General features: G+C 42.0%; 17 protein-coding genes, 1 pseudogene and 1 riboswitch. Of the genes and pseudogenes, 7 read left to right on the top strand and 11 right to left on the bottom strand.

The genetic code is table 11. The features are described 5' to 3' along the window. Nucleotides 1-13: 13 nt before the first annotated feature. The 3 genes from B5Y67_RS19020 to B5Y67_RS19030 all read right to left on the bottom strand — a co-directional run bounded on the left by B5Y67_RS19020 (nt 14) and on the right by B5Y67_RS19030 (nt 1,979). On the bottom strand, nt 14-388 hold the full coding sequence (locus tag B5Y67_RS19020; RefSeq protein WP_242976043.1) for a VOC family protein: 375 nt from the start codon (nt 386-388) through the stop codon (nt 14-16). Between the two features lie 23 nt (nt 389-411). After that, nucleotides 412-1,599 (bottom strand): DVU0298 family protein, encoded by a 1,188-nt coding sequence (locus B5Y67_RS26015; RefSeq protein ID WP_088227995.1) that lies wholly within the window; start codon nt 1,597-1,599, stop codon nt 412-414. Between the two features lie 164 nt (nt 1,600-1,763). After that, a complete protein-coding gene (locus B5Y67_RS19030; protein WP_088227996.1) occupies nt 1,764-1,979 on the bottom strand; it encodes a tautomerase family protein in 216 nt (71 codons plus the stop codon). Between the two features lie 352 nt (nt 1,980-2,331). On the opposite strand from B5Y67_RS19030, the pseudogene B5Y67_RS26385 reads away from it, so the two are divergent. Further along, a pseudogene (locus B5Y67_RS26385) lies at nt 2,332-2,685 on the top strand (TrmO family methyltransferase); the annotation flags it as partial. Nucleotides 2,686-2,694: 9 nt separating this feature from the next. On the opposite strand, the gene B5Y67_RS26390 reads toward B5Y67_RS26385, so the two are convergent. From B5Y67_RS26390 to B5Y67_RS19055, 5 genes are all read right to left on the bottom strand, one after another. After that, entirely contained in the window at nt 2,695-3,051 is a 357-nt protein-coding gene (locus tag B5Y67_RS26390) for a hypothetical protein (RefSeq protein WP_348982315.1), read from the bottom strand. Nucleotides 3,052-3,287: 236 nt separating this feature from the next. Further along, on the bottom strand, nt 3,288-5,156 hold the full coding sequence (locus B5Y67_RS19040) for an ABC transporter ATP-binding protein (RefSeq protein ID WP_088227998.1): 1,869 nt from the start codon (nt 5,154-5,156) through the stop codon (nt 3,288-3,290). Next, complete coding sequence (locus B5Y67_RS19045; protein ID WP_088227999.1) at nt 5,153-6,880, bottom strand: ABC transporter ATP-binding protein; 1,728 nt, start codon at nt 6,878-6,880, stop codon at nt 5,153-5,155. Before B5Y67_RS19045 ends, B5Y67_RS19040 begins: the two co-directional genes overlap by 4 nt. 27 nt (nt 6,881-6,907) lie before the next feature. Beyond that, a complete protein-coding gene (locus B5Y67_RS19050; protein WP_348982310.1) occupies nt 6,908-7,366 on the bottom strand; it encodes a MarR family transcriptional regulator in 459 nt (152 codons plus the stop codon). A 212-nt stretch (nt 7,367-7,578) separates the two neighbouring features. Continuing rightward, a complete protein-coding gene (locus B5Y67_RS19055) occupies nt 7,579-8,382 on the bottom strand; it encodes a manganese catalase family protein (RefSeq protein ID WP_088228001.1) in 804 nt (267 codons plus the stop codon). 189 nt (nt 8,383-8,571) lie between these two features. Then, nucleotides 8,572-8,685, top strand: a riboswitch (cyclic di-GMP riboswitch). A 212-nt stretch (nt 8,686-8,897) separates the two neighbouring features. On the opposite strand from B5Y67_RS19055, the gene B5Y67_RS19060 reads away from it, so the two are divergent. The 3 genes from B5Y67_RS19060 (at nt 8,898) to B5Y67_RS19070 (ending at nt 11,503) form a co-directional block, all read left to right on the top strand. Then, a complete protein-coding gene (locus tag B5Y67_RS19060; RefSeq protein ID WP_088228002.1) occupies nt 8,898-10,172 on the top strand; it encodes an ArsB/NhaD family transporter in 1,275 nt (424 codons plus the stop codon). Between the two features lie 235 nt (nt 10,173-10,407). Continuing rightward, on the top strand, nt 10,408-10,788 hold the full coding sequence (locus B5Y67_RS19065) for a RidA family protein (protein WP_088228003.1): 381 nt from the start codon (nt 10,408-10,410) through the stop codon (nt 10,786-10,788). A 199-nt stretch (nt 10,789-10,987) separates the two neighbouring features. Next, complete coding sequence (locus B5Y67_RS19070; RefSeq protein WP_088228004.1) at nt 10,988-11,503, top strand: hypothetical protein; 516 nt, start codon at nt 10,988-10,990, stop codon at nt 11,501-11,503. A gap of 97 nt (nt 11,504-11,600) precedes the next feature. Here the strand turns inward: B5Y67_RS19070 and B5Y67_RS19075 are convergent, their stop codons facing one another. Further along, a complete protein-coding gene (locus tag B5Y67_RS19075) occupies nt 11,601-12,029 on the bottom strand; it encodes a universal stress protein (RefSeq protein WP_088228005.1) in 429 nt (142 codons plus the stop codon). 168 nt (nt 12,030-12,197) lie between these two features. Between B5Y67_RS19075 and B5Y67_RS19080 the strand changes: the two genes are divergently transcribed. Then, complete coding sequence (locus B5Y67_RS19080) at nt 12,198-12,722, top strand: ferritin (protein WP_088228006.1); 525 nt, start codon at nt 12,198-12,200, stop codon at nt 12,720-12,722. Nucleotides 12,723-12,790: 68 nt separating this feature from the next. Here B5Y67_RS19080 and B5Y67_RS19085 read toward each other — a convergent pair whose 3' ends face one another. Both B5Y67_RS19085 and B5Y67_RS19090 read right to left on the bottom strand, forming a co-directional pair. Further along, a complete protein-coding gene (locus B5Y67_RS19085; protein ID WP_088228007.1) occupies nt 12,791-14,851 on the bottom strand; it encodes an EAL domain-containing protein in 2,061 nt (686 codons plus the stop codon). Continuing rightward, nucleotides 14,848-15,120, bottom strand: a complete 273-nt coding sequence (locus B5Y67_RS19090; protein ID WP_088228008.1) for a PAS domain-containing protein — start codon at nt 15,118-15,120, stop codon at nt 14,848-14,850. The genes B5Y67_RS19085 and B5Y67_RS19090 overlap by 4 nt, the downstream gene beginning before the upstream one ends. 426 nt (nt 15,121-15,546) lie before the next feature. Between B5Y67_RS19090 and B5Y67_RS19095 the strand changes: the two genes are divergently transcribed. Both B5Y67_RS19095 and B5Y67_RS19100 read left to right on the top strand, forming a co-directional pair. Continuing rightward, nucleotides 15,547-15,915 carry a metalloregulator ArsR/SmtB family transcription factor gene (locus tag B5Y67_RS19095; protein WP_242976044.1) on the top strand — a complete coding sequence of 123 codons (369 nt, stop codon included), beginning with the start codon at nt 15,547-15,549 and terminating at the stop codon, nt 15,913-15,915. Between the two features lie 47 nt (nt 15,916-15,962). Next, nucleotides 15,963-20,195 carry a 2-hydroxyacyl-CoA dehydratase gene (locus B5Y67_RS19100; protein WP_088228009.1) on the top strand — a complete coding sequence of 1,411 codons (4,233 nt, stop codon included), beginning with the start codon at nt 15,963-15,965 and terminating at the stop codon, nt 20,193-20,195. Nucleotides 20,196-20,211: the final 16 nt, after the last annotated feature.

Raw genomic sequence — 20,211 nt, forward strand, 5'->3', positions numbered from 1 at the left:
ATAATCCCATTCTTCAATCTTGATAAAGTTCAAGTTTTTCTCCGCTCGGACCACGGAAAAAGAAATTATACCGTCCTTCGTCCAAGGACATTGGTTCCACAGAAGGCATCTCAACATGATGTTCTTGTAAATGTTTAATCGCTTGAAAAATGTCTTCTACCCGTAGCGCTAAATGATTGACAACTCCATCTTCAAACGTACGGTTATCAACTACTTCAACTAGTTCAATAACAGTATTGCCTAATTCCAAGAAAACCAATTCAGCCTCTCCAGGCCTAATCCGCTGTATTAATCTGAAGCCGAGCACTTCTCTATAAAATCGAAGGGCTTTCTCAATATCCAAGGCTTTTATCCCGATGTGTGCTGCCCCGGTAAACAATGTTGCCAAAGAATAATCCTCCTGTTCTATTTTTAGAAGCGCCAAGCACCTTCCAATTCTAAAAGTCTTTGCTTAATATCCACGCCTCCAGCATATCCTGTCAAAGACCCATTTTTGCCGATGACCCGATGACAAGGAACGATAATTCCGATTGGGTTACAATGATTGGCCATTCCGACGGCTCTTTGCCCCTGCGGATTTCCCACATTTACAGCCAGTTCACCGTAACTTCTTGTCTCACCATAAGGTATACGCCGAAGTTCCTCCCACACTTTCTGTTGGAAAGGAGTTCCTTTGGAATGAATAGGAATGGAGAATAGACGGCGAGTCCCCTCAAAATACTCCTTCAACTCTTGAATTGCCCTGCTGTTTGGCTCACGCCTCCGAATCAGAAACGATCCCGGAAACCAGCGCGAAATCCAATTTTGAAGCTCTTTTTCTTCGGTCTCAGACGAACCGAGACTCAGCCAGCAGACTCCTTCCGCTGAAGAGGCGATGGTCAATTCAGTCTCAAGATCCCTAATTGAAACTTTTTTCGTCCAAAATGAAATCACCGAGGCTCGCCAAAGATCAGAAATGTGGTACGTTCTGATCTCTCCGTTTTGATAAAATTCTAACAAACTTTGGTCATGTTTTAGCTGCAAATCCATTTCTTCCGATACTTTCCATTTCGGCCCTGATTCGCGGTAAAGGGGTATAAGTTCTTGAAAAGGCTTCATTAACATATAAATAAAGGCAGCTAATCCCCGTGTCGAAGGCTCTTCAGACTGCAAAAAAGGTTTTATCCGTTCATCCAAAGGTTCTACCAAGTGCGGAGCATTCTGAGCCATTTGCCCTAAGCCCCACAAAACACCATCTCGTAAACTGTCATCCTCCAATAACCCCGACAACATCCAATTAAACTTTCCGCAGGTTACCGGACAATGAGTAATAATACTGCCAATGGCTTCGGAAGAGTTCCAAGCTGTTCCTCCTGACTCATCATTGAGCATCCAAAAATACCGTCGCAGAATCTCCACAGCAACATTTTTCTCATCCTGCTCAAGTGCATGAGTTACCACTCCTAAGGCTTCAACTGCCCGCCAAAATATGAGCCCGTCTTTAACATAGATTCTTGCCATAAGCTGCCGAAGGATATTCCTATTCTCTTTCGCCAGGCTAATAAGTTTCTCCCAATCCCGGTTTTCCAATGTGTGTTCTACGTCTCTCTTAGTAGGCATTGGACACCTTCTTTCACGTTTAAGTTTCCCGTCCTCGTCTCTCTGGAACACATTTCATGGCCTAATGTTATTAAAAATCATCTTATCATAAGTGAATTAAGAATAAAACTAACCCTATCAAGGAAAGAAGCGGCCTCCAACAGCCGCTTTCATTTTACATTGATTTAGTCTTTAATTTCTTTGTATTTGTCCCAATAACCCGACTCCGTGAGGACTTCTCCTCCTACACCCATGTTGCTGTATTCATGTTCGTCGAGAGTCACCGTAAAGGCTGCCATTGGAATCCCCAAGGCTTGAGAAGCCGCTTGACTCATACCATGTATTAAACTCCTCTTCTGATCCATGGTTAAAATCGGGCCGTCAAAATTGATCATTGGCATATCAAATCACCTCTGCTAAAATCTTTCTACCTCTCATAAAATTCCCGATAAGAGGTCAAAACATGTAGACATTCATAAATTTTTGTTTCAGTAAGATCCAGAAGAAGGAAAATCTTCGCCCATGTCGAATAGCATTATTAAGTGTTAAGTTAAGTAAACTCGTACATTGTCAATGTTTATTTGAGATAGAACGTACGTACAACTAATCATCTTCAGATATTAAACATAGAAATTAGATATAAAGAAAGGCCACGGAGGTCGATCGATAGGATCCTCTTTGGCCTTTTTTAAAATCCTAAAAACCAATAACCTTAGGAATAATAACGAATAGTTAAAATGAGAGGAGATCGTTATGGACATTAATTATCAACCCATTGGAACCATTCATACTCCTTATTTCTCCTTTAATGCCCCCCATCAATCTCTCCCTGACGCGCCGGGTGATTTCTGGATCACTTTAAATCCGGAGTATTCTGGGGCTCTGAAATCCTTAGATAGTTTCAACTATGTCTATATCCTTTATCATCTCGATCAAGTAAACTCTCCGCTGGAATTATTAACCCATTCTCCTTGGGCACCGGAACTTGAAATTGGGCTCTTTGCCAGCAGATCCCCCAAAAGGCCTAATCCCATTGGTTTAAGTATTGTCAAGATTAAAGAAATCCAGGGCAACGAGATCATTATTTCGGGAATTGACGCCTTTAACGGAACTCCTTTACTTGACATTAAACCTTACATTCAATTTAGAGACAATGTTGAAGATGCCAATAACGGCTGGTTCGATTCCCTTCCGGATAAAGACCATAAGATTGCCCATGCCCTTGGACGCCCACACTACCACGATTCCGAGGATGAGCACGATCATCAACACAGCCATGGACATGGACATGTCCATAGCCACGACCACGACCATGTCCACGACCACGACCACGACCATGTCCACGACCACGACCATGACCATGTCCACGACCACGACCACGACCACGACCATGACCACGACCATGACCACGACCATGACCACGACCATGACCACGACCATGACCACGACCATGACCACGACCATGTCCATCATAGCCATCCTCATAACCATTATCGCTTCCATAGTGAACATAACGACTAAAGAAGAGTGTCCAACAGGGGGTAGTTCCAAAACGAATCTGTGATAGCAATTTGCTCAGGTATTTAAAACCAAGGTAAGAAACAAGCCCAAAAGACGTTAAAAGCGTCCTCTTGGGCTTGTTTTTCTGCCTATTATTTTCCGGAAGCCGTTTTGCAGCAGTACTTTCTTACTGATTTCTTTCTTAAATTTTAAACCACCTCATGATCCAAGTCCGCTCCGCTGAACTGGCTATTATACAAATCTGCATAAAAGCCTTTCTGTTCCAAAAGTTCTCCATGATTACCCATTTCAATAATTCTCCCATTATTCATAACAAGAATTACATCAGCATCGCGAATCGTCGATAACCGATGAGCAATAACAAAACTCGTTCTTCCCTTCATCAGTTCTGTCATAGCCTTTTGGATATAGACCTCGGTTCTTGAGTCAACACTGCTCGTAGCTTCGTCTAAAATCAAGATAGCCGGGTCCGCCAAAATCGCTCGGGCAATTGTAAGTAGTTGCTTTTGCCCTTGAGAAATATTTGAGGCTTCTTCATTCAAGATGGTCATATACCCATCAGGCAGAGTTTTTATAAAATGATCAGCATGGGCTGCTTTTGCCGCCATAATAACGTCTTCCTCGCTTGCCCCCTCACGTCCATAGGCAATGTTCTCCAAAATAGTTCCATTAAATAACCATGTATCCTGCAGCACCATACCAAAGATATTGCGAAGTTCCCCACGTTTAATATCCCGAATATCCACACCATCAACAGTAATCTTGCCCTTATCCACATCGTAAAAGCGCATGAGTAAATTCACTAAAGTAGTCTTACCTGCACCGGTCGGTCCGACAATTGCTATGGTATTCCCTTCCCGGACATCAATATTCATTTTAGTGATCAACGGTTCTTGTTCCTTATAGCTAAAATCGACATTCTCAAAACTCACATTTCCTTGAGGAAATGGTATTACTTTAGCATCCTCAGAATCAGGAATTTCTTCAACTTCATCTAATAATTCAAAAACACGCTCCGCCGAGGCAACGGTTGATTGAATAATATTGGCAATGTTCGCAGTCTGCACAATTGGCATGGTAAACTGACGAGAGTATTGAATAAAGGCTTGAACGTCTCCAATATTAATTCGGCCATGGGTAACGAAAATTCCCCCAACAACACTGACAATGACATATCCTAAGTTGCTGACAAATCGCATAAGGGGCATAATGATTCCAGAGATGAATTGAGCTTTCCACCCCGCATCATATAGTCTATCATTAATTTCCTTAAAGGTTTCAATAGACTTACGCTCATGACCAAAGGCTTTGATGATAACATGACCGGTGAACATTTCCTCCACATGGCCGTTCAGTTCTCCTAATGACTTTTGTTGAGCAGCAAAAAACCTTTGTGAATGTTTGGCAATCATCGAAGTGACTAAAATATAAAGAGGCAGAGTCAAGAGAACAATTAAGGTGAGCAGAGGACTGATCGTCAACATCATAACGATGACCCCAATAATTGTCACAACAGAAGTAATAAGTTGAGTAAGACTTTGCTGCAAGGTGTTGGCAATATTATCAACGTCATTCGTCACACGGCTTAATATTTCGCCATGAGTCCTAGCATCAAAGAATCTGAGCGGCAGCAGCGTAAGTTTTTCGTCGACGTCCTTACGCAAATTGTAAACAATTTTTTGCGCCACCCCAGCCATAATATATTGTTGAGCATAGCTAAACAAAGAGCTGAGAAGATAGAGAACTATCAGAGTCAGGACAATCCTCCAAATAGCATCAAAATTAATCTTCCCGCCATTCATAATTCCATCAAACATTATCGTCGTGGCCTGGCCCATAATCTTCGGTCCCACAATACTAAATACAGTACTTAAAATGGCAAACACAACCACAAAACTGAGTTTTAGTCTCTGGGGCTTTAAATAACCCAAAAGTCTATGCAATGTTCCTTTGAAATTCCTGGCTTTTTCAATAGGTCTTCCAATAGATCCGCCAGGTCCACCCGGTCTGCCGCCCATTGGACCCGTTGGTCTTGTCATCTCTCGTTGTCTGCTCATGCTAATTCTCCCTCTGAAAGCTGTGAAGCTACAATTTCATGATAGACCTCACAAGTCGTTAACAATTCTTGATGGGTTCCTATGCCGGCAATTTGGCCATCATCAAGGACAATAATCCTATCCGCATCCATGACGGTTGCAACTCGCTGAGCAATAATGAATACTGTAGCCTCCAAGACTTCCTGTTTCAAAGCTGCTCTCAATTTGGCATCGGTCTTGAAGTCTAAGGCCGAGAAACTGTCGTCAAAGATATAAATCTCGGGCCTTTTGATTAAAGCGCGGGCAATGGACAGACGCTGCTTCTGTCCTCCTGAAACATTGGTGCCGCCTTGAGCAATGATATGATCAAACCCCTCTTCCATCCCTGCCACGAAATCCGCAGCCTGAGCAACTTGAGCAGCATGTTTTACCTCTTCCCGGGAAGCATACTCTTTGCCATATAGGATATTATCGGCAATGGTTCCGGAAAAAAGCACGGATTTTTGGGGAACAAACCCAATCTTAGCTCTTAAACCTTCTTGGCTCATTTCTCGGACATCCACTCCATCCACCAAAATCCGTCCGCTCCCAACATCATAAAAACGCATAATTAAATTTACTAAGGTTGATTTTCCAGAGCCCGTTCCTCCAATAATTGCCGTAATCTCCCCAGGACCAGCACTAAAATTAATCTCCTTTAGGGCCGGCTGTTCCGCTCCGGGATATCGAAAAGAAACGTCCTGAAACTCAACATATCCTTTCTTTAAAGGCGCTGCCTTTGTCTTGATTGGATCTTTAACTTCCACCTCAATTTCTAAAACTTCGTTGATCCTCGCCGCAGAGGCTTGAGCACGCGGAACCGTTACAAAGAGCATCGTCATCATCAAGAAGGAAAATAGGATTTGTGTCGAGTACTGAATAAAGGCCATCAGGGAACCAACTTGCATCTCACCATTATTAATACGCATTCCCCCGAACCAAATGATGGCAATCGTAGTGAAATTCATAATTAACATCATCATAGGCATTAGTACAGCCATGATCTTATTAACCTTTACAGCATTGTTCATAAGGTCTAGATTGGCATCATCAAATCTCTTTTTTTCTTTTTCGATACGATTGAAAGCTCTGATAACACGTATTCCCGTTAAATTTTCTCGCAGAACAAGATTGAGCTTGTCGAGTTTTATTTGCATCAGCTTAAAGAGAGGTATGCCTCTGGTCAGGACAATCCCGATAATAGCAAAAAGTACCGGAACCGAAACTAAGAGAACCCAAGTTAAACCCGGATCTTCATGGATTGCCATAAAAATCCCCCCAAGGCAAGTCAGGGGAGCAAAAATCATCATGCTTAAAATCAAAACAGAGACTTGTTGAACTTGATTCACATCATTCGTCGTCCGGGTAATTAATGTTGCCGTACCAAGTTTGTCAAATTCCTGTAAAGAAAAGCTCTGTACTTTCGTAAAGATTTTATTTCTCAAGAGCCTGCCAAATCCTACAGCAGTTTTCGAGGAAAGAAAATTGGCGGCAACAGCACATAGAGTCCCTCCGGCTGCAATTAAAAGCATATGTCCACCGACTTGCAAAATATAACCGATGTCTTTATTTACAATCCCATGATCCACTATGTCCGCCATCAGCGTTGGTAAGTATAAATCTGAAAGTACCTGTACAAAAAGGAACAAAATCACACCACAGATATGGGGTAAAAAATGTCTTAACGATTTATACAATTTAATCATGAACGTCTCCTACCTCTTAATAATCTATCAATTATCTATTGGACATTGCTGATAATCATAAAGCAGTTTCTTTAAAAGTTCTAACCCCTGGATAATTTTTTCTTGGTCCTCTGATGTTGCTTTATTTAAAGCTCCGGAGATCTTTTTGACAATTTGTTGATGTAAGCGTTGATGTATCTCTGAAAATTTTGGTGAGACACTGACATACACGACCCTTCTATCTTCCTCACTTCGTTTCCTTTCAACAAGACCCATGTTTTCCAAACGGTCAATAATCCCCGACACGGTACTGTTGGATAAGCTGAGTTTTCCACTCAATTCAGTAATCTTAAGGGTCTTTTCCTTACCCAATATTCCCATAACCATCATTTGAGGCACAGTAATGCCACTCTCTTCAAAGACATTTCCCTTATTGTGTCTAAAAAGAATCATAATTTCTTGAAACAGCTTGGCGATTTGATAACTTTGATTAGGATTTTCCATCATCCGTACTTCCTTTGTTTACTTATTTCGGCAGCGTATATTTCGGCAGCGTATATTTCGGCAGCGTATATTTCGTACACGAAATATATTAATCGGTTTACAGGTTATTGTCAACCAATTTCAAACATAAATATCATTTTAGAATATCCAAAGCACTGTCTCTGTATTTAAAAAACAAAGGACAGGAGAGCGTCCTTTGTTTTTGTTTTGCATAATTAATGTTGTTTCGGTGGTTGTGGTTGGGCATACTGAGGATTGTTACGGGTCTGATCCATATAACCGGGTGCCACTTCTCGTTGTCCGTTTGGCTGAGGATCTTTTCCATATTGAGCCGGCCCACCATATTTCTCGTTAGGATTTTCTTCATAAGAAAACTCGTTTCCTTGATTCCATGGACCGCGGCTATCTCCTTGGCCGGTGGACATATTCATATATTTTTTCGAGAAATCCGAATCTCTGAAGTCTCTGTTTACTCCTGAGCCCTGCAGCGTTTCGATTGCTTTCATAAATGAGAAGTTATGAGACTCTTCCCGACTTAAAAGGAATCGGATCATGTCTTTAACGCCGGCGTCATCCGTTTGCTGCAGAAGGCGCTCGTAAATCAATTTTGCCCGCAGTTCTGCTCCGGCATTTGATGAAAGATCAGTATACAGGTCTCCCATGGAGTTGACATAGGTTGAAGTCCAAGGAACACCGGCAGAATTCACGAGCAGAGGGCCTCCCCCGAGTAAAGCCATATGATTCGCTGCAAAGTCTTTGGGAATATTGTCAACTTGTCCAATAAGCATACCTAGGGCTTCCCCCACCATCTCCAAATGACTTAATTCTTCGGCAGCAATGTCCTGCAGCAAATCCCTTATTTTCGGATCATTACAACCTAAGCTTTGAGAAAAATACTGCATAGCAGCTTTAAGTTCGCCATTGCCGCCCCCAAACTGTTCCAACAACAGCACTGCGAACCGGGGATCAGGTCGATCAACATGAACTGTGTATTCCATATCCTTGACATGTTTAAACACCCAAATAACCTCCTTACTTTTACGATATGGCTTATCTAAGTTATCTGAATTAGTATTTGTTTGTCCTGGCTGTTTTATCCTGAAAGTTAAACCGAACGCAAATAATAATATTTTTCATCTTGACGGCAACTTTCAAACCTTGATATACTATTACAAGTGGAAATTTTGCGTTAAAATTGAAAAATTCTATTTCGGTTGGGGTAAACTTCATGAAAGTGAAGGACGCTAAAGTCATGGATCTAAGGCTTGAAACTGCTGCTTAGGGCTTAGGCAGCATTAAGCTATGATGGCCAGACTACAAGATAGAACTTCTCTGGGGAGAGCAGTACTTAGGACTGCTCTCCCCTTTTATATTTATCTAAGCGAAAGGCTCCCCCCTTTACACATGGAGAAGTACCCTTTGCTATCTTTGGTGGAAGAAGAACCCTCATCGAAGTATCGATGTTCAGCTTTAGCCGAATGAGTTCACTTGTAATCTTAAGCAAATATTTAAAATAGTTACTGGAGGTGTGTTAATGCTTATTTGGATTGCTACAGGCATTTTTTTACTCAGCTATTTATTTATTATTATGGAGAAATTTCCGCGATCAGTTATCGCCGTTTCCGGAGCTGCCCTAATGATTATCTTGGGGATTGTCAATCAAGAAAAAGCAGTAGAACACGTTGATTGGAATACTCTGGGATTGTTAATTGGTATGATGCTCATCGTAGATCTTACCCGCAGGTCAGGTATATTTTCCTTTTTAGCTATCTGGGTCAGCAAAAAAGTAAAAGGAAATCCGATCCTGCTCCTGATTTCCTTGTCACTCCTCACTGGTATATTATCAGCTTTTTTAGATAACGTCACAACAGTCTTGTTAACAGTACCCGTAACCTTATCCATTGCTGATGAGTTGAAGGTTGATCCGATTCCCTTTCTCTTTTGTCAAATTCTTATGAGTAATATCGGAGGTACCGCCACTCTGATCGGAGATCCGCCAAACATTATGATAGCCGGGCAAACGGGCCTCAGTTTTATGGATTTTATCCTTAATCTTGCGCCAGTGATACTCATTATTATTGTGGCAACTTTGTCCCTTTTTTACTTTGTTTATCGCCAAAAGTTAATCACCGAAGAATCCTTAAAAAGCAAATTAATGCTGCAAAACGAGTGGGATGAGATTAAAGATTTTGCCCTCCTCAAAAAATGTTTAGTAGTTTTAGCCCTTGTTATTTCAGCCTTTTCTCTTCATTCCCTTCTGCATTTAGAGACCGCAACCATTGCCTTAAGCGGAGCTATGCTCCTAATGCTCTGGACCCGTGAAGAACCTGAAGATATCTTCTTAGCTGTGGAATGGCCAACGCTCTTTTTCTTTGCCGGATTATTTGTACTTGTCGGAGGGCTTGTCGAAACTGGAGTCCTTGATCGTCTGGCACAGTGGAGTATCAGTTTGACAGGAGGGCAACCTCTCTTAACCGCCCTTTTGATCCTCTTTATATCCGCAATCCTCTCTTCATTTCTTGATAATATCCCCTACGTAGCAACCATGATCCCTTTAATCCAAAAATTGGCCCTGCTTAGTCATCTCACGCCGGCTCAGACCCAACCCCTGTGGTGGGCTTTAGCCTTGGGTGCTTGCCTCGGAGGAAACGGCACCTTAGTAGGAGCTTCAGCTAACCTAATCGTGGCTGGAATTGCCGAAAAGAATGGCCTTAAAATTCGTTATATCCAATTCTTAAAAGTTGGTTTCCCTATGATGCTGATCACAATCTTTATTTCAGCCGGATACCTGATTCTCCGCTATTATTAATATTGAAGTTAAAATTCACCAAACAGTTTAAAATTGCATTTCGGACAACATCCGTTACGCAGGAGGCTGACAACTATTGGTTCGCGTTGGATTACAGCTTCCCTGCATTTAGGGCAGAAGGTTGTACTGCCATCATCTGGTGCCAATTTCTTAGTTGGTTAATTCCCAAAAAATCAAGTATACTTAAAGTTAGTGTTTTCCTTTGCCAAGTATTTATTTTAAAGGAGGTAATGTTATGAGCAAACAAACTCTTAATACACCAAATGCACCTGCGGCTATTGGCCCTTATTCCCAAGGAATCAAAGCCGGCAATCTTATTTTCACTTCCGGTCAGCTCCCTCTCAATCCTCAAACAGGGGAATTAGTAGCGGATATTGAAGGAGCAACCAAACAATCTTTAGATAATGTTAAGGCTATCTTGGAATCCTCAGGTTCTTCACTGGGTAAGGTTGTAAAAACCGTTGTTTTCCTCAGAGATATGAACGACTTTGCCGCTATGAACGCTATATATGCTGCCTATTTCCCGGAGAATCCTCCTGCGCGATCCGCTGTGCAAGTTGCCCGACTGCCCAAGGACGCAATCTTGGAAATTGAAGCGATTGCTCTGGCCGAATAACCTATTTAAATCTGTATATCAAACATATCACATCAAAGAAGAGCAAGTGAGCCGGACAAAAAATCCTGACTCCTTGCTCTTTACTATTCATTAAATAAACATTTCCTCAGTTATATCCTAAACATTAACTATTTTTCCATATAGTTCATATTATGTATTGCGAAAAAAATATCCGCAGATTTTAAAGGGGGTTTTGCCCATGACTTCATTTATCGGGCAAAGGGGATTTTCCCCGACACAACAAACGACATTCCCCTCACCTAATCAGACACAAAACTTTACTTCAAGCAAACAACAACGGCCGGGACAAATTCCCTTCCAGGGAACTGCTCCCAAACCCGCTGGCTCATCTCTCATTAAACCTGAAGTGTCCGCAAAACAAGAGAATGTCAAACCTTTCCCATCGTTACAGCAAAACTCTCACCAAGTCGAAGAACAGCCTTCATCTTCCATCTCTAAAACACCAGATCTTTGGCAGCAACAAGCAGGAATTCTCCTGAAACAATATGGCCCTTCTCTTATGAAACAATATGGCCCGCCTCTGGCTCGTCAGATCGGATTACCTCTTCTCCGAAACTTCGGACCTCCTTTGGCCAAAAATGTTGGCATACCCCTCGCTCAGCGTCTAGGTTCTCCCTTTGTGCGCAGACTAGTTATACCCCTCGCCAAAAAGGCTGGATTTGCAGTCATTCGCCGCCTCGGATTTCCTTTTTAACCACGTCAGCAATTCATCCCCTTCCTCAAATCGTCGCAACGATTAGGGAGGGGATGAATTGCATACGATAATCCACCCTTTTTGTTATGGTATCCGTCTATTTAACAATAAGAACCGGACACTTAACTCGCTGCAAGACACCTTGACTGACACTTCCCAGCATTGAACCCGCTAGAGGGCCATAACCATGACTGCCCATAACAACCAAATCGATTTCGTCACGTTCTGTTTCAGAAGCTATCCTGGCAGCAGGATGCCCCTCAATTTTTTTCCTGGTAATTTTTACGCCATCAACATCCATTCCTTCAAGGGTAGTATCTAAAACTAACTCTCCTCCCTCTTCAAGTTGTTCCGGCGGAATAATTAAATTGGCTGCGATACTGTATCCCCAATAGGCTTCAGGAACATAGGTTACGAAAAGCAGCTCAATTTCAGAGTGGAAGGTTCTAGCAAGGTCTAGAGCCATTTTAAAGGCACGCCGAGAATACTCAGATGCATCCGTGGGCACTAATATTTTATTAAACATAATAGCAGCTCCCCCCTCACAAGATCTAGAATTCTTAACGTCTTCATTAATCCATTCTTCTTTAAGAAGAATTATAACACTTCTAAATTTAATTGCAGGATTTTTTACTTATATGTAGAAGAATTCTAAAAGAAGAAATCATCTAAAACAGAAAGGACGGTTATCATCATGCAAAAGGAAAACATGATTCAGGCCATAAATGGCCAACTTAACAAAGAACTTTTTTCTGGTTACTTATATCTTGCCATGCAAGCATATTTTTCATCCCAGAATCTCGACGGTTTTGCTACTTACTTTCGTGTTCAAGTTCAAGAAGAACGTGATCATGCTTTGGGCTTCTTCAATTATCTCAATAAGATTGGCGGGAAGATCACACTAATTGAAATTGCAAAACCTCAAAACGATTTTTCCAGCCCCCAAGAAGTATTTGAGGTCGCTTTAAACCATGAACAGTTTGTAACCCAATCAATCTATTCCCTAATGGACATTGCTCGAGAAAATAAAGATCATACCACTGAAATCTTTCTTCAATGGTATATTACAGAACAAACCGAAGAAGAGGAAAACATGGGGCGTGTTTTAAAGAAATTGAAACTTATCAAAGAAGACGGGGCCGGGCTTTTTATGATTGACAACGAGCTCTCGCAAAGAGTGTATACCCCTGCGGTTATCCCCGGAATAACACTTTTATAACGTACGGCCCGTCTTAGTTTCACTCTAGTCCTCAAAAAATAATTTCTTAAAAAAGCGCCGGATCTATGCTAATCGGCACTGTCTGGGAACTGAGTTAATTCCGTTATATCAAGGTTAAAGAAGCGTTCAGCCTCTTCCGCCGAAACAGGTTTAGCCAGCAAATATCCTTGAACCTCGTCACAGTCTTTCCTCCGAAGCAAATCTAACTGATCAAGACGTTCTACTCCTTCAGCGATGACCTTGAGTCCTAAATTCTTAGCTAATTGTATAATTGTCAGAACTATGGCTTGCCTGTCCAGATGTTCCATCAAAGAAGAAATAAAAGAGCGGTCAATTTTTAAAGCATCCAGTGAAAAACGGCTTAAATAACTCAAGGATGAAAATCCTGTCCCAAAATCGTCGATGGAAAGTCGAATACCCATAGCTTTCATTTTCCGAAGAATTTCCGAACTTAAGGCCACGTTTTCCATACTCAAAGTTTCAGTAATCTCCAATTCTAACCATTGGGCCTCCAAGCCAGCAGCCTCAATGATCTGGGAAACTTTCTCAACAAGGTCCTTCTGACGAAATTGACGCGCAGAAAGATTAACCGCCATGCTCACCGGAGGATAGCCTAAATCCTGCCAATATTTATTTTGTATGCAGGCAGACTGTAAAACCCATTCTCCTAACGGCAAGATAAGGCCGCTTTCTTCGGCGATTGCAATAAATTTGCTTGGAGGCAGGAGACCTCTATGAGGATGCTGCCAACGGACCAACGCTTCAAAACCACAGATCTGCCCATCCTTTAGATTAAATTGAGGCTGATATTCCAGAATGAATTCCCCTTTTTGCAAAGCACGACGCATTTCGTTTTGCAGTTTTAATCGTTCCGACAAACGTTGGTTAAGAGCCTCTGTATAAAAATGATAGTGATTGCGGCCTTCAGCTTTAACTTGATACATTGCCATATCGGCATGTTGGATCAATACTTCCGGATCTTCACCATCGACAGGATAAAGAGCAATACCTAAACTCGCTGTAATATAAGTCTCTTGATCACCAATCTGAAATGGAGCATTTAGAACCTTCAGCAATTTCCGAGCAATCTGAGCAGCTTGTTGTTCTGAAGAGAGCTCAGATAATAAAATGATAAATTCGTCCCCGCCTTGTCTGGCAACTGTATCATCAGGCCGCAAGGCATTTTTAAGACGCTCGGCGATCTGACAAAGCAAGGCATCACCTTGCGCGTGCCCGAAGGTGTCGTTAACAAGTTTAAAGTCATCCATATCCAGAAAAAAGACGGCAACTTGTTCTTGACGACGACAGGCCTGTAATATAGCCAAGTCCAAGCGATCTTTAAACAATAAACGATTGGGCAGATCCGTTAAGGCATCATGATTTGTCTGATAAGATAAGCGATAGAGCAGGGCCCTTTTCTCAGTGACATCGTGAAAGACTAAGACCGCTCCAATCATTGTTTCCTCCCGATCACCCATGGGAGTTACTGAAATTTTAATATGAAAGGTCTGGTGACCAAGTCGATGTTTTAAAATAGCGGGATTTGACAACGTGACCGCTTTGCGTTCCCGCAGGCATTGATATAGAGGCTGGACTATGGGCAGCTCCGTACTTCCATGATAAATATCAAATACCTGCTCAATGCATAAACCAACAGCATCCTTATAGGCCCAGCCAGTCATCGTTTCTGCGACGGGATTGAGGTAGGTGATTTTCCCCCCCACATCTGTGGTAATCACACCATCTCCGATGGAAGCCAAAGTTACTTGGGCGCGCTCCTTTTCCTGCCAAAGTGCCTTTTCATTAAGTATACGCTGGGTCACATCATCATAGAGCAAGACAATGTCACCTGTCGCTAGTCTATAAATAACCCCTTCACTCCACCCAGAACATCGTTGGTTTTTGTAATAAACAGCTGGAAAATGCCTCTTCTCTCCGGTACGATACACTTGAAGAACAAGATCCCAGACACCTAATTCTTTGGCCATCGGGAGGACTTCGTCAAGGCATGCGCCAATCCCTTGTTGTCTGGAGATATTTTCTATTTTTTCCGCTGCCCGGTTGAGAGCTGTGCAAATAAAATCTTCTCCTTGGTCAATAGGCTTAAAAACTATTACCGCACTGCTCATTGTATCAAACCCTTCGTTATTAGAAACTGCCCATCTTCATAAGCCCATTCTGTGGGATTTATTATATAGTCATCAGATTTTAATTCACTTAAGCTTGCAGCCAATAATTCTTCGGCGGCTGGGTTTACATTGAGAATAATCCCACTTTCGTCTTGAAGTAAAACTCCCTCTCTAACGGCAGCAAAGATAGTCTCAAACAACGACACTTTTTCGGCTAAAGCAGACGTCATGACCTGATATTGAAATTCACTTTCTATAAACGTATCCATACGATACCTCCACAACGGAAAGGCCTTTTTGAGGTTTATGGGTTTCCGATTTTATCCGACAGTTGTAGCTAAATTATATACATTATTCGACATCAATTGACCTACACCTTTCAATAGTTTAAATTTTTCAAAGATCTCTGCCAATTTTTCTTTTATATCTACAATAAACATTAATTCATCAATTCCATCCCCAACAAATCCTTTGACGATTTGTGAACAGTCTGTATCAAGACTGCCCTAGCTTACATAAAAAGTAGTATCAGGGAGTCCTATAATCTTGAAATCTGCATAATAAAGCTAATAAGGAGATATCCATATACTTCTAAAAATTGTTTGTTTTACAATATCAATTAACAAAAATATTTACAAACATTCAAGCAATCATTATAATGTTTATGAAGTAAACTAAATAAGGGGGAATACCTTTTGAACCGTATCACCCACCAAAACTTCTGCAGTCTGGATTGTCACATTCCCCCTCACCGGTCAAAGGAATTGTCTCACTCGCTTGCGCAAATGGAAGGCGTAACACCTATTTTTAAGGCACTTGCCGATGAAACGCGGGTAAAAATTATTTATGCCTTACTCCAAGAGCCAAATCTTTGCGTTTGCGATCTTGCCCAGATTACAGATTTAACGGTCTCAGGAGCCTCTCACCATTTACGCTTGCTTAAAAACTTGGGACTTGCTCGATCTCATAAAGAGGGCAAACTCGTGCGCTATTGTATCCATGATGAGCACGTTAAAATCATCTTAGAAGAAGCGCTCAACCATTGTAACCACCTCCCAAGATAACCACCTTTGGAAATAATTTGGCATAATACGTCAAGTGGAGGATGAAAATGAGTAGAGTTTTAAATATCGGATTAGACGTGGGTTCTACAACAGTAAAACTTGTCGTGCTTGATAACAATCGAACGATAGTCTACAAAAACTATTTAAGGCATTTTTCCAATATTCGCAATACCGTTGTTATGATGCTTGAGGATGCCAAAGCAATTCTCCAAGGACATGCCCTAACCTTAATGGTTACCGGTTCGGGAGGATATAACATTTCTCAAACATTAGATGTTCCCTTTATCCAGGAAGTCATGGCATGCTCCAACGCCATAAAACTGGTTATTCCCAAGACTGATGCTGCCATAGAACTAGGTGGTGAAGATGCTAAGGTCACTTATTTTGGTGATTCTCTTGAACAACGAATGAACGGAACCTGTGCCGGAGGAACCGGAGCTTTTATCGATCAGATGGCCTCATTGCTGCAAACAGATGCTCTGGGTTTAAATGAGTTAGCTAAAAATTATAAAACTATTTATCCCATTGCTTCACGCTGTGGAGTATTTGCTAAAACTGATATTCAACCCTTGCTTAATGAGGGGGCTGCTAAAGAGGATATTGCCGTTTCTGTTTTCCAAGCTGTTGTTAATCAAACCATTAGCGGTTTGGCTCAAGGACGTCCGATTACGGGTAACGTGGCTTTTTTAGGCGGTCCTTTATTTTTCCTTTCAGAACTTAGAAAGCGTTTCATTGAAACCTTGCATTTAGATGACCAAAGTATTATTTTCCCCGATGACTCTCAATACTTCGTGGCCATCGGTGCTGCACTTTCATCACGAAATCAACAGCCTTTTACTGAAGAGTGTTTATATGAACGAGCGCCAATGATCTATAAAATAAACAATGACGAAAATGCGGAGTTAAATCCCCTCTTCAAAGATGCTGAAGAGTATGAGGCTTTCAAGAAAAGACACGCGGAGAATAAAGTCAAACGAGTGGATATAGAGACTTATCAAGGAAATGCTTACCTGGGTATCGATGCCGGCTCAACAACTACTAAACTAGCTTTGATTGATGAACAGGGAGGCTTGCTTTATTCCTTCTATGACAGTAATCAAGGAAATCCTCTCGAATCAACCGCTAATGCTTTAAAAACCCTTTATCAAAAACTGAATCAGAATATTAAAATTCTTAATTCGGCTGTTACCGGCTATGGGGAACATCTCATTAAAGCAGCTCTAAAAGTCGACATCGGAGAAATTGAAACAGTAGCCCATTATGCAGCTGCGAATTTTTTCCTTCCCGGCGTTGATTTCGTTTTGGATATCGGTGGACAAGATATGAAAAGCCTAGTCATCCGTAATGGAGTTATTGAATCCATCACTTTAAATGAAGCTTGTTCATCGGGATGCGGCTCGTTTGTGGAGACCTTTGCCCAATCTCTGAATATGAGTGTCCAAGAATTTGCTCAGATCGGCCAAGATTCTAAGCATCCGGTCGACCTTGGCACACGGTGTACTGTCTTCATGAACTCCAAGGTTAAGCAAGTTCAGAAGGAAGGCGCCGAGGTTAGCGATATTTCAGCCGGTATCTCGATTTCTGTAATTAAAAACGCCCTTTTCAAAGTCATCCGCTTGCGAAACGCTGATGAACTGGGACAAAAAATCGTTGTCCAGGGAGGAACATTCTATAATGATACGGTCCTGAGAGCCCTTGAACAACTCGTAAATCGTGAGGTCGTACGGCCTGATATTGCCGGAATTATGGGTGCTTTTGGCGCTGCACTGATTGCCAAAGATCGCTTCGAGACCAGCTATCTGACAACTCTCCTGCCCCTCGACGAACTTCAAGAACTCTCTTCAGAGACCTCCATGAAGCGATGCGGCCTGTGTGGAAATAACTGCTTAGTTACAATTCGACGTTTTTCCAACGGCAATGAATTTTTCTCCGGGAATCGCTGTGAACGTGGTGAAGGCAAAACTATTACAAAATCTGAAATCCCGAACCTCTTCACTTATAAATACAAGCGAGTTTTTAACTATGTCCCCTTAGTGCCTGAGAAGGCTGTTCGAGGCACCATTGGCATTCCCAGAGTCTTAAATATTTATGAAGATTACCCCTTCTGGTTTACTTTTTTTACTGAATTAAAGTATCGAGTCATTCTTTCCGGGCGATCCTCGAAACCGCTTTACGAACAAGGTATGGATACGATACCTTCCGAATCGGCTTGTTATCCGGCAAAACTTGCCCATGGTCATCTTGCCGATTTAGTGAAAAAAGGGATAACTAAAATTTTTTATCCTTGTATACCCTACAACCGTCAAGAAGACCCTTCATCAAATAATCATTATAATTGTCCTATCGTTACTTCTTATCCGGAAACCATTAATGCCAACATGGACATCCTGAGAAGCTCGGAGATAACGTTTTATCATCCATTTTTGCCTATTGATAATCCACGCAGAATGGGTAAACGTTTAATTGAAGAGTTAGCGCCGGAAGGAATTCCAAGCCAGGAAATTCTTAAAGCGATGGAAAAAGCCTATGCGGAATTAGAGAATTATAAAAACGACTCCCGCCAAAAGGGAGAAGAAGCCCTACAATATATAAAAGACCATCAAATGAAGGGGATCGTTTTAGGGGGAAGGCCCTATCATCTTGATCCTGAAATTAATCACGGAATTCCGGAGATGATTCAATCCTACGGGTTTGCGGTCTTATCTGAAGACTGCATCAGTCATCTTAACCAGGTTGAACGGCCTTTGCGGATTGTCGACCAGTGGGTATACCATACAAGACTTTACGCCGCAGCAAACTATGTTGCCCAACAGAGCTCTCTGGAGCTGATCCAGTTAAACTCCTTCGGCTGCGGTTTAGATGCAGTCACTACAGACCAAGTTAAAGAAATTCTCGAAGCGTACGGCAAGATTTATACCGTCATCAAAATTGACGAAATTAATAATTTAGGGGCTGCCCGAATTCGTGTACGTTCTTTAATCGCCGCCATCAAGGAACGTGACAAACGTCAGGTAACCCCAGAAAAGTTGATCACAAGACATCCGCGCGTCATTTTTACTAGGGAAATGAAAAAAACTCATACTCTCTTAGTCCCCCAAATGTCTCCCATTCACTTTCAGTTTTTTCAAACCGGCTTTGAAGTGGCAGGCTATACTATAGAAATTTTACCTTCTGTAGATAAATCCGCCATTGATGAAGGCTTAAAATACGTGCATAATGACGCTTGCTATCCGGCTATTATTGTCGTTGGACAAATCATGAAAGCCTTAAATTCCGGCAAGTATGATTTAGGCAACACCTCGGTAATAATTTCCCAAACCGGCGGAGGATGCCGGGCGACCAACTATATTGCCTTTATCCGCAAGGCCTTGGCAGACGCCCATATGGGACATGTACCAGTTGTTGCTTTGAATACGGGAAATTCATCAAGCTTAGAGCAAAACCCAGGCTTTAAAATTACACTTCCGATTTTTAAAAGAGTAATGCAGGGATTGATCTATGGAGATCTCCTGATGCGTGTTCTTTATCGAGTGCGCCCTTACGAACAAGAACCAGGCTCAGCCAATCGCTTATACGAATCATGGGTGAAGCGTTGTCAAGAATCATTGAAGACAGGTAATACCAAAGAATACGAGAAGAACATTCGGCAAATTGTCAAGGACTTTGACACTCTCCCCATTCATGAAGATTGGGTCAAACCTAAAGTTGGCGTCGTTGGTGAAATTCTTGTCAAATTTCACCCCACCGCTAATAACAACATTGTCGAACTGCTGGAGTCTGAAGGCGCTGAGGCAGTTGTACCTGACCTTGCAGACTTTCTTCTATACGGAGCTTTTGATAATCGTATCAAATACAAACAGCTGTCCGGTAGCTTTTGGGGAATGGTATCCGGCAACTTCTCTATCGGTCGGATTGAAGTCTATCGACGAGAAATGAAAAAAGCCCTCAATGCCAGTAAACGGTTTACAGCTCCCAAACCTATTGAAGAAATTGCCAAGTATGCTTCAAACCATCTTTCCCTTGCCAATCAATCGGGAGAAGGCTGGTTTCTGACCGGAGAAATGGTTGAACTGATTCGCAGCGGAGTCAATAATATCGTTTGTTTGCAGCCCTTTGCCTGCTTACCAAACCATATTACAGGCAAAGGTATGGTTCGTGAACTCCGCCGCTCTTATCCGGCGGCCAACATTGCACCCATCGACTACGATCCCGGAGCCAGTGAGGTCAATCAGCTTAATCGGATTAAGCTCATGCTGTCCGTGGCCATGGAAAATATCTAAACTATTTTTGACTTGA

This window comes from Desulfosporosinus sp. FKB (assembly GCF_002196705.1).
Taxonomy (GTDB): Bacteria; Bacillota; Desulfitobacteriia; order Desulfitobacteriales; family Desulfitobacteriaceae; genus Desulfosporosinus.

Coding starts and splice junctions, on each gene's coding strand:
- B5Y67_RS26390 (WP_348982315.1), bottom strand. CDS start 3,051: ATGATGGACATGGTCGTGGTCATGGTCGTGGTCATGGTCGTGGTCATG.
- B5Y67_RS19070 (WP_088228004.1), top strand. CDS start 10,988: ATGACTTCATTTATCGGGCAAAGGGGATTTTCCCCGACACAACAAACG.
- B5Y67_RS19075 (WP_088228005.1), bottom strand. CDS start 12,029: ATGTTTAATAAAATATTAGTGCCCACGGATGCATCTGAGTATTCTCGG.
- B5Y67_RS19090 (WP_088228008.1), bottom strand. CDS start 15,120: ATGGATACGTTTATAGAAAGTGAATTTCAATATCAGGTCATGACGTCT.
- B5Y67_RS19065 (WP_088228003.1), top strand. CDS start 10,408: ATGAGCAAACAAACTCTTAATACACCAAATGCACCTGCGGCTATTGGC.
- B5Y67_RS19040 (WP_088227998.1), bottom strand. CDS start 5,156: ATGAGCAGACAACGAGAGATGACAAGACCAACGGGTCCAATGGGCGGC.
- B5Y67_RS19060 (WP_088228002.1), top strand. CDS start 8,898: ATGCTTATTTGGATTGCTACAGGCATTTTTTTACTCAGCTATTTATTT.
- B5Y67_RS26015 (WP_088227995.1), bottom strand. CDS start 1,599: ATGCCTACTAAGAGAGACGTAGAACACACATTGGAAAACCGGGATTGG.
- B5Y67_RS19085 (WP_088228007.1), bottom strand. CDS start 14,851: ATGAGCAGTGCGGTAATAGTTTTTAAGCCTATTGACCAAGGAGAAGAT.
- B5Y67_RS19080 (WP_088228006.1), top strand. CDS start 12,198: ATGCAAAAGGAAAACATGATTCAGGCCATAAATGGCCAACTTAACAAA.
- B5Y67_RS19100 (WP_088228009.1), top strand. CDS start 15,963: ATGAGTAGAGTTTTAAATATCGGATTAGACGTGGGTTCTACAACAGTA.
- B5Y67_RS19050 (WP_348982310.1), bottom strand. CDS start 7,366: ATGATGGAAAATCCTAATCAAAGTTATCAAATCGCCAAGCTGTTTCAA.
- B5Y67_RS19030 (WP_088227996.1), bottom strand. CDS start 1,979: ATGCCAATGATCAATTTTGACGGCCCGATTTTAACCATGGATCAGAAG.
- B5Y67_RS19045 (WP_088227999.1), bottom strand. CDS start 6,880: ATGATTAAATTGTATAAATCGTTAAGACATTTTTTACCCCATATCTGT.